This window comes from Collinsella aerofaciens (genome assembly GCF_040920445.1).
GTDB classification, from domain to species: Bacteria; Actinomycetota; Coriobacteriia; order Coriobacteriales; family Coriobacteriaceae; genus Collinsella; species Collinsella aerofaciens_BH.
The window spans coordinates 6,831-13,694 of sequence record NZ_JBCOTQ010000057.1; the positions used below are offsets into that span (position 1 = coordinate 6,831).

Genomic DNA, 6,864 nt, shown 5'->3' on the forward strand with positions numbered 1-6,864 from the left:
CTCTTTTGCTTTAGCGTTTCGGATACCGGCATTGGCATGGCTCCCGAGTTTTTAAAGCATATCTATGAGCCGTTTGCCCAAGAAGGTGACGATGCGCGCAGCAAGTTCCAAGGAACCGGCATGGGCATGCCAATCGTCAAGTCGCTTATTGAACTGATGGGCGGCACCATCGAAGTCACCAGCGAACTCCATGTGGGCACCACGTTCTACGTGGAAATTCCGCTCGATATCGACAAGAACCCCCGGGCGCGGGCGAATACGGTCGAGAGGGCGCTCGACTGCTCGCTCGCCGACATGAACGTGCTGCTCGCCGAAGACAACGAATTGAATGCCGAGATTGCCCAGACGCTGCTAGAATCCGAGGGCGTCGTGGTCACCCGCGCCGTCAACGGTAACGAAGTCGTCGATCTGTACCTGTCTCATCCCGCCGGCAGCTTCGATGCGATCCTGATGGACATTATGATGCCGGACATGGACGGCTACGAGGCAACCCGCGCGATTCGTCTGAGCGAGAAGGTCGATGCAGCCGATATCCCCATCATCGCGCTCACCGCCAATGCCTTTGCCGAGGACGCCAAGGCGGCACACGACGCCGGCATGAACGCCCACCTGTCCAAACCGCTCGACTTTAACAAGCTCAAAAACATACTCGCCCGCATCAAGAAAAACGGATCCGTTTCGCTATAGTTTGTGCTCAACTACCACGCATGACCAGAAAGGAAGCCAACGATGTTTAGGCCCTTGCGTCGAAAGAAACGCGCCATCACCGACGAGGAAGCGCGCGAACTGCTCGCTGCCTGCAAGCGCGGTGTCTTTGCCGTCAACGGCGACGATGGCTACCCGTACGCCATTCCCGTCAACTACTTCTTCGATGCCGAGCACGACAAGATTTATTTCCATGGCGCCAAGGCTGGCCACAAGGTCGACGCACTCAAGCGCGATGACAAGGTCTGCTTTACCGTTTACGGCAACGAGTGGTACAAGGACGGTGACTGGGCTCCCTACGTTATGAGCACCGTGGTCTTTGGCCGCTGTCGCCTGGCGAACGACACTCCCGCGTTTATCGAAGACAAAGTCCGCCAGCTCGCCCTTAAGTACTACCCTTCCGCCGAGGAAGTCGAAGAGGAAATCGCCAAGGACATTAAGGGCGTCCAGCTCTACGAGATTACGATTGAGCATCTCTGCGGCAAGCAGATTCAGGAAAAGTAAGCCCCTCAGCAGGCCTCATCAATAACAATATGGCCTGGTTCCAACCCACCTTGGAACCAGGCCATATGCTTATAGAGCGTCGGCGGCTATGTGCGCAAGCGCCTCAATGAGCTCCTGCGAGCTCACGGGTTTACTCAGGTGCGCGTTCATGCCCGCCTCACGCGAAAGCCTGCGGTCGTCGGCAAAGGCGTTGGCGCTCACGGCGATAATCGGCGTGGTCGCGGCATCCTCGCGATCGAGTGCTCGAATCTGACGTGTGGCCTCGAGGCCATCGATGCCCGGCATCATGATGTCCATCAACACCACGTCGTACTCGTGCGGCACGCTCGCGGCAAACATCTCGACGGCAGACTCACCATCCCTAGCGTGTGTCACGACGGCACCGGCACGGCTGAGCGTAAACTGCGCGATCTCGGCATTCAGATCGTTATCCTCTACGAGCAAAACGCGCAAGCCCTGGAGTGCATCGCCGTCTCCCGCGTCCACGCGCACAGCCTGAGGAATCTCGGAGCGCTTGCATTTTTCGAACGGCAGGCGGATGGTAAACGTCGTCCCCTGCCCCAAGACGCTCGTAAAGCTCATGGTCCCGCCCATAAGCTCGACCAACTGTTTTGCGATAGGCGCGCCCAGGCCAGTTCCCGATGAAGCGCCTTCCACCTGTTGCCCCTCACGGCAAAACGGCTCGTAGAGGCGCTGTTGGAACTCCTCGCTCATGCCAATACCGTTGTCGGCGATCGTGTATTCATAGACGGGGACGCCATCCGCTGGCTCCACCTCGCGGCACACCAGGCGAACATAGCCGCCCTGGCGGTTGTACTTGACGGCATTGCCGGCAATATTGAGCAACAAGCGCTTGAGGTGCGTCACGCTCACCCGCGCATAGGGATGATTAAGCGTCTGCTGGTCGCAGATAATTGTCACCAGACGCTCCTCGGCCTGGCGCTCCAGAATATCGCGCACCTCGTGGTTGAGGGTCACCAAGTTTGTGGGAATAAGCTCCAGATCGATTTGCCCGCTCTCCAGGCGACTCATATCCAGGGCCTCGTTGGCAAGGTCGAGCAGCAGTCCCGATGCCGTCCAGATCTTTGAGCGGCACTCGGTCTGCTTTTGCAGATCGTCCGCATTGGCATCGCCGACCTCGACCATGCCGCGAATGCCGTTGATGGGCGTGCGCAGGTCGTGGCTCATGCGACGCAAAAACTCCGTCTTTGCCGAGTTGGCAGACGAAGCCTCACGCGCTGCCCTAGCCAGTCTGTCACCATAGTCGCGCTCCTGCTGCAGCAAGTCCGTCAAACGTCGACGATCAGCGCGGCGACGCACCATCACAACAACGGCTATAACACCGCTGTAGAGCACCAGCACGCCAGCAGCAACAGCCGCGACGACCTCAAAGTAGCGCTGTGCCGAGGCATAGGTGTACACGTAGAACCCGCGCGCTTTTCCAAATGTGCCCAAATACCACTCGCCGCTGGCGTTGACCAGTCGGACTTTGCCGGGCAGGCATCGATCCTTAATACCGTCGACAATAAAGACATCCGTTGCAGGCAGATTGAATACGCCCAATATGGTGGGTTCAACGGCATTGGTCGCAACGACTTTGCCATCGCTTTCGATTACGATATTGCCACTGTCGATGGTCTCATAACCACCGAGCAAGCTCTGCAGTTTGAGCGTATTGCTTGCAACTGCCTTCGCGCTCTGATGCCTGACCGCGATAACGATGCCCTCGCCATCTTGTCGGGTCACGCAACCAATGTCTGCAACCGAATCATCCGAAAGCGTAATGCGGGCGGTATAGGACTTAAGCGGATGGGCTGCCACCTCCAGCACGGGTGCTTCCTTGAGATACGTAGCGAGTGACTCATAGCCCACGCCATCCGTCGAGGACTCGGACACCAAATTGCCCGATGCGTCCGTCACGATCAGTGCGCTCACGTTGAACTGGTCGGCATATTGCTCCAGCATGGCGTTATCCACCGAACCGTCGCGCTCCATATCGCGCGCTGTCTCTCCGGCGATCTCCATAACGCGAATCAGGTTTTTGGTCGTATAGGCGCTATTGAATGCATCGTAGGAAAGGCTCTGCGTCGCCACGTAATCGACAACGTCGGCAAAGCGCTGCTCGGCCTGAGCTGCCGTGTAGCCGTAGCTCATCATGCCGGCAGCAACCGAGAGCGCTATCCCCAGCAGGGCGACAAGGAGCCATGCCCCTGTCGAACGATTGCCCCGCTCCTCTACGGCGTGGTCGAGCGCATCGATCATGACAGGCCCTCCATATTCAAAAATGGCGAAGGGTCATCAAAGTACTTTGACACCAGACGTTCCATGGTGCCATCGGCAAGCATTTCTTGGTAGGCACGGGTGAGTTTAACGTCGATGCCGCGCGTATCATTGATATCGAAAGCGGTGCCCAAACCAACCTCTAGCAGCGGCTCATCCAAAATGCGATACGTCACACCATAGTCTTTTTCGTAGGTGAGCAGCGAGGACTCATGCGCGGCGATGGCGTCGACCAGACCTTCGACGAGCGCCGGGTTCAGGTATGAGCGGTCCGAAAAGCAGTAGAGCTCTTTGATCTGCGGAACGTTTTCATTTGTATGATTGAGCAAAATGTCCTCGGGCTTGGTGGTGGACTGGACCGCCACGACCTTATCCTCAAGATCGGCAAGCGTGTAGATATCGCTCTGGGGATCGACCGCGACCACCTGGCGGCTCGCAAGGTACGGGCCGGCCCAACGATACTCGTTTTCGCGACCCGTCATACTAAAGCTGCCCATGACGCAATCGAGCTCGCCGCTCGCCAGTAGCTCGTTCTTCTTTTCCCAATCGATCAGCTGGTACTTTGGCTTGTAACCAATGCGGGCCAAAGCCTCGGTCAATATCTCGACATCCAGGCCAACGATATCGCCGTACTCGTCGGTATACACAAACGGTGGATAGAGGTCGCTGCCGACGTTGAGCGTCTTAAGGTTGTCGTCTTTGGCCTGCGAGGCGTCCAGGCCTTCTAATGCAGACGTCGAGGCCCTGCCATTCGACCCGGAACAGCCGGCTATCGCTACGACAAAGGCACACGCTACCGCAAGCGCAACAAACAACGATATGGCAACCGAGCGACGGGGTCTTTTCATCGAGCTCCAGACGATCCTGTTTACAGACTGAAATGGTTAAAGATAATAGCAAACGAAACCACGCGAGTGCCCAATGGTTACAGACGTTCTACCATGCGGGGCCTTCCAGCCGACTTGGCAGAAGGTCCCGCATGCAGCGCACACCTACCGTGCATTAAAAACGTAGCGGTCCAGGCGGTCGCACGCTTCCCTCACGCGCGAAAGCGGCAGCGCCAGATTCACACGAATGTGGCAGGGCCCGTGGAACGGACGGCCATCTTGGTAGCCAACGCCCACGCGCGCCCCCTCGTCGAGCAACCACTGAATATCGCGGCCATGCTCGCGGCACCACTCGGTGCAGTCCAGAAACACCATGTACGTGCCCTGCGGACGCGAATAGGACACGCCCTCAAAATGCTCGTCCACGTAATTGCAGAAGTACTCGATATTGCCGGCAAGCACCTGATTGAGCTCGTCCACCCACTCATAGCCCTGCGGCTGGTAGGCACCGATAAGCGCATGCATGGAGAGGACATTCATCTCGTTGTAGTGAGTCTTGTTGGACACGGCGCACACGCGGTCACGCAGCGTCCCGTTGTAGACAATGTGGTAGCTGCCGACCAGGCCCGCCAGGTTAAACGTCTTGCTCGGCGCATAGAGGGCGACCGTGCGCATGCGGGCATCCTCGCTCACCGACTGCGTCGGGATATGCTTGTGCCCCGGCAGGATGATATCGGACCAAATCTCGTCCGATATCACCACGCAATCGTGCTGGCGATAGATGTCCATGGCGCGCTCGATCTCGTCGCGCTCCCATACACGGCCGCAGGGATTGTGCGGCGAGCAGAACACCGCAGCATGGATGTGGTTTTGGGCGAGCTTGTGCTCCATGTCCTCAAAGTCCATACGCCACACGCCCTGATCGTCGAGCTTAAGCGGGCTGTGGACAATGTGATAGCCCGCGGCCTCAATGGACTTGGTAAAGCCGATGTAGGTAGGGCTGTGGACCAGCACCGCATCGCCCGGCTGAACATACGCACGCAGCGTCGACACGACACCGCCCAGCACGCCGTTTTCGTAGCCGATATGCTCCGGCGCCAAGCCCTCAACGCCGTTGCGACGGCTCTGCCATTCGATGATGCGGTCGAAGTACTCGGGGCGCGGATTGAAATAGCCAAACATGGGGTGCTGGGCACGCTGAATGATGTGCTCCTGGACCGTGGGCACCGTGGCGAAGTTCATGTCCGCCACCCACATGGGAATGCGATCGAAGCCCTCGTCGGGTGCGTTTGGAGCCATGCCGGGGATCTCACCCCAAGAATCAACGGCGATGGAGTCCATGCCGTGGCGGTCGATAAGCGAGCTAAAGTCGTATTTCATGCTGAGCTCCCGTGCGAAGTGATTGTTTTGGTAGGCGTTATTGTCCACCAGCGTGGGCGGTTTTGGCATGGGGTTTGCTGTTGATTTTGACGGATACGGACGGATGGCGGGTTAGTCCCGCGCGTCGTTGATGGCGGTTACCGTCAACCTGGCTCCGTCGACCGTAAACGATATGTCGAGCCCGGCGTAAGCCAAGTGGTAAACGCGGTTTGGCTCGTGCTTGCTGCCCGCGCGGCGCGGATCTTGGCGAAGGACCTCGACCAGGCCGGGGAGCTTTGTGGGCGGGACCATATCCTGCAGCGTCTGCGGGAACTCGATGTCGAGCTCTTGCCACGGAGCATCCTCAATCCAGCCGCCGGTCGCATCCGGGTGACAGTCCGCAAACGGAATGTAGGGCTTAATGTCGTAGATGGGCGTGCCGTCGCGCAGATCGGCCCCCAGCACATGGATGATGGGGCCATCGTCGGTGAGCTCAACGTGATCGAGCCTTACGCAGGTAAGTCCGATAGGATTGGGGCGAAACGGGCTGCGCGTGGCAAAGACGCCCACGCGCTCGGCTCCGCCCAGACGCGGCGGGCGCACAGTTTTCGACCACTTGGCATTGGTGCCGGACCTGTCCTGCGTCTTGGCATCGGCAGCTATGTCCTTAGCCGTGCCGCCGGGCGTTCCGTTTTCGAAGCGCCACAGCAGCCATAGGTGAGAGAAGGAGTCCAGGCCCTCAACCGCTGCGTTGGAGGCAAATTCCGGCTCAAAGACGATGCGTCCCTGCAGATGAGGCGCCAAAAAGCTGTTGCGCGGAATGCCGAACTTCTGCGGCAGGTCGGTATGTATGTGTGCAATAGGTTCCATGCCGGTCATTGTACGGCATGGAGGCGTGGGGCGTTGCGCGCAATTCTTCGCCGCGGTCCTCCGTCGTGCAACCAACGGTTGCTTGGAAGGGCACCTGCTGCCGCGTATGCTTAAGCCATCAACCAGCAGAAAGGAGCCGCTATGGCCTTTGCAGAAAAGCTCATCGCCGTCCGTCGCGCCCATCACCTTACCCAGGAGCAGCTCGCCGCCAAGCTCTTCGTCACACGCCAAGCCGTCAGCCGTTGGGAGCGTGGCGAGGTCACACCGGGCATCGACATGATGAAGCTCATTGCAGCCGTAACCGGAGAACCCTTGTCTC

The 6,864-nt window shown here is 58.6% G+C and carries 7 protein-coding genes; 3 read left to right on the forward strand and 4 right to left on the reverse strand.

Going from position 1 to position 6,864, the window contains the following annotated elements; translation table 11 throughout:
- Nucleotides 1-687, forward strand: a 687-nt coding sequence (locus AB5405_RS08485; RefSeq protein WP_368138183.1) for an ATP-binding response regulator, incomplete at its 5' end; no start/stop codon positions are given.
- Between the two features lie 42 nt (nt 688-729).
- Nucleotides 730-1,209, forward strand: a complete 480-nt coding sequence (locus tag AB5405_RS08490; RefSeq protein ID WP_368138184.1) for a pyridoxamine 5'-phosphate oxidase family protein — start codon at nt 730-732, stop codon at nt 1,207-1,209.
- Between the two features lie 69 nt (nt 1,210-1,278).
- Here AB5405_RS08490 and AB5405_RS08495 read toward each other — a convergent pair whose 3' ends face one another.
- From AB5405_RS08495 to AB5405_RS08510, 4 genes are all read right to left on the reverse strand, one after another.
- On the reverse strand, nt 1,279-3,471 hold the full coding sequence (locus tag AB5405_RS08495) for a hybrid sensor histidine kinase/response regulator (RefSeq protein WP_368138185.1): 2,193 nt from the start codon (nt 3,469-3,471) through the stop codon (nt 1,279-1,281).
- Nucleotides 3,468-4,337 carry a substrate-binding periplasmic protein gene (locus tag AB5405_RS08500; RefSeq protein ID WP_368138186.1) on the reverse strand — a complete coding sequence of 290 codons (870 nt, stop codon included), beginning with the start codon at nt 4,335-4,337 and terminating at the stop codon, nt 3,468-3,470. Before AB5405_RS08500 ends, AB5405_RS08495 begins: the two co-directional genes overlap by 4 nt.
- A 144-nt stretch (nt 4,338-4,481) precedes the next feature.
- Complete coding sequence (locus tag AB5405_RS08505; RefSeq protein ID WP_368138187.1) at nt 4,482-5,696, reverse strand: MalY/PatB family protein; 1,215 nt, start codon at nt 5,694-5,696, stop codon at nt 4,482-4,484.
- Nucleotides 5,697-5,807: 111 nt separating this feature from the next.
- Nucleotides 5,808-6,545, reverse strand: a complete 738-nt coding sequence (locus AB5405_RS08510; RefSeq protein WP_368138188.1) for a tRNA (N6-threonylcarbamoyladenosine(37)-N6)-methyltransferase TrmO — start codon at nt 6,543-6,545, stop codon at nt 5,808-5,810.
- Between the two features lie 141 nt (nt 6,546-6,686).
- Here AB5405_RS08510 and AB5405_RS08515 point away from each other — a divergent pair.
- A partial coding sequence (locus tag AB5405_RS08515; protein ID WP_368138189.1) for a helix-turn-helix transcriptional regulator occupies nt 6,687-6,864 on the forward strand: 178 nt, incomplete at its 3' end.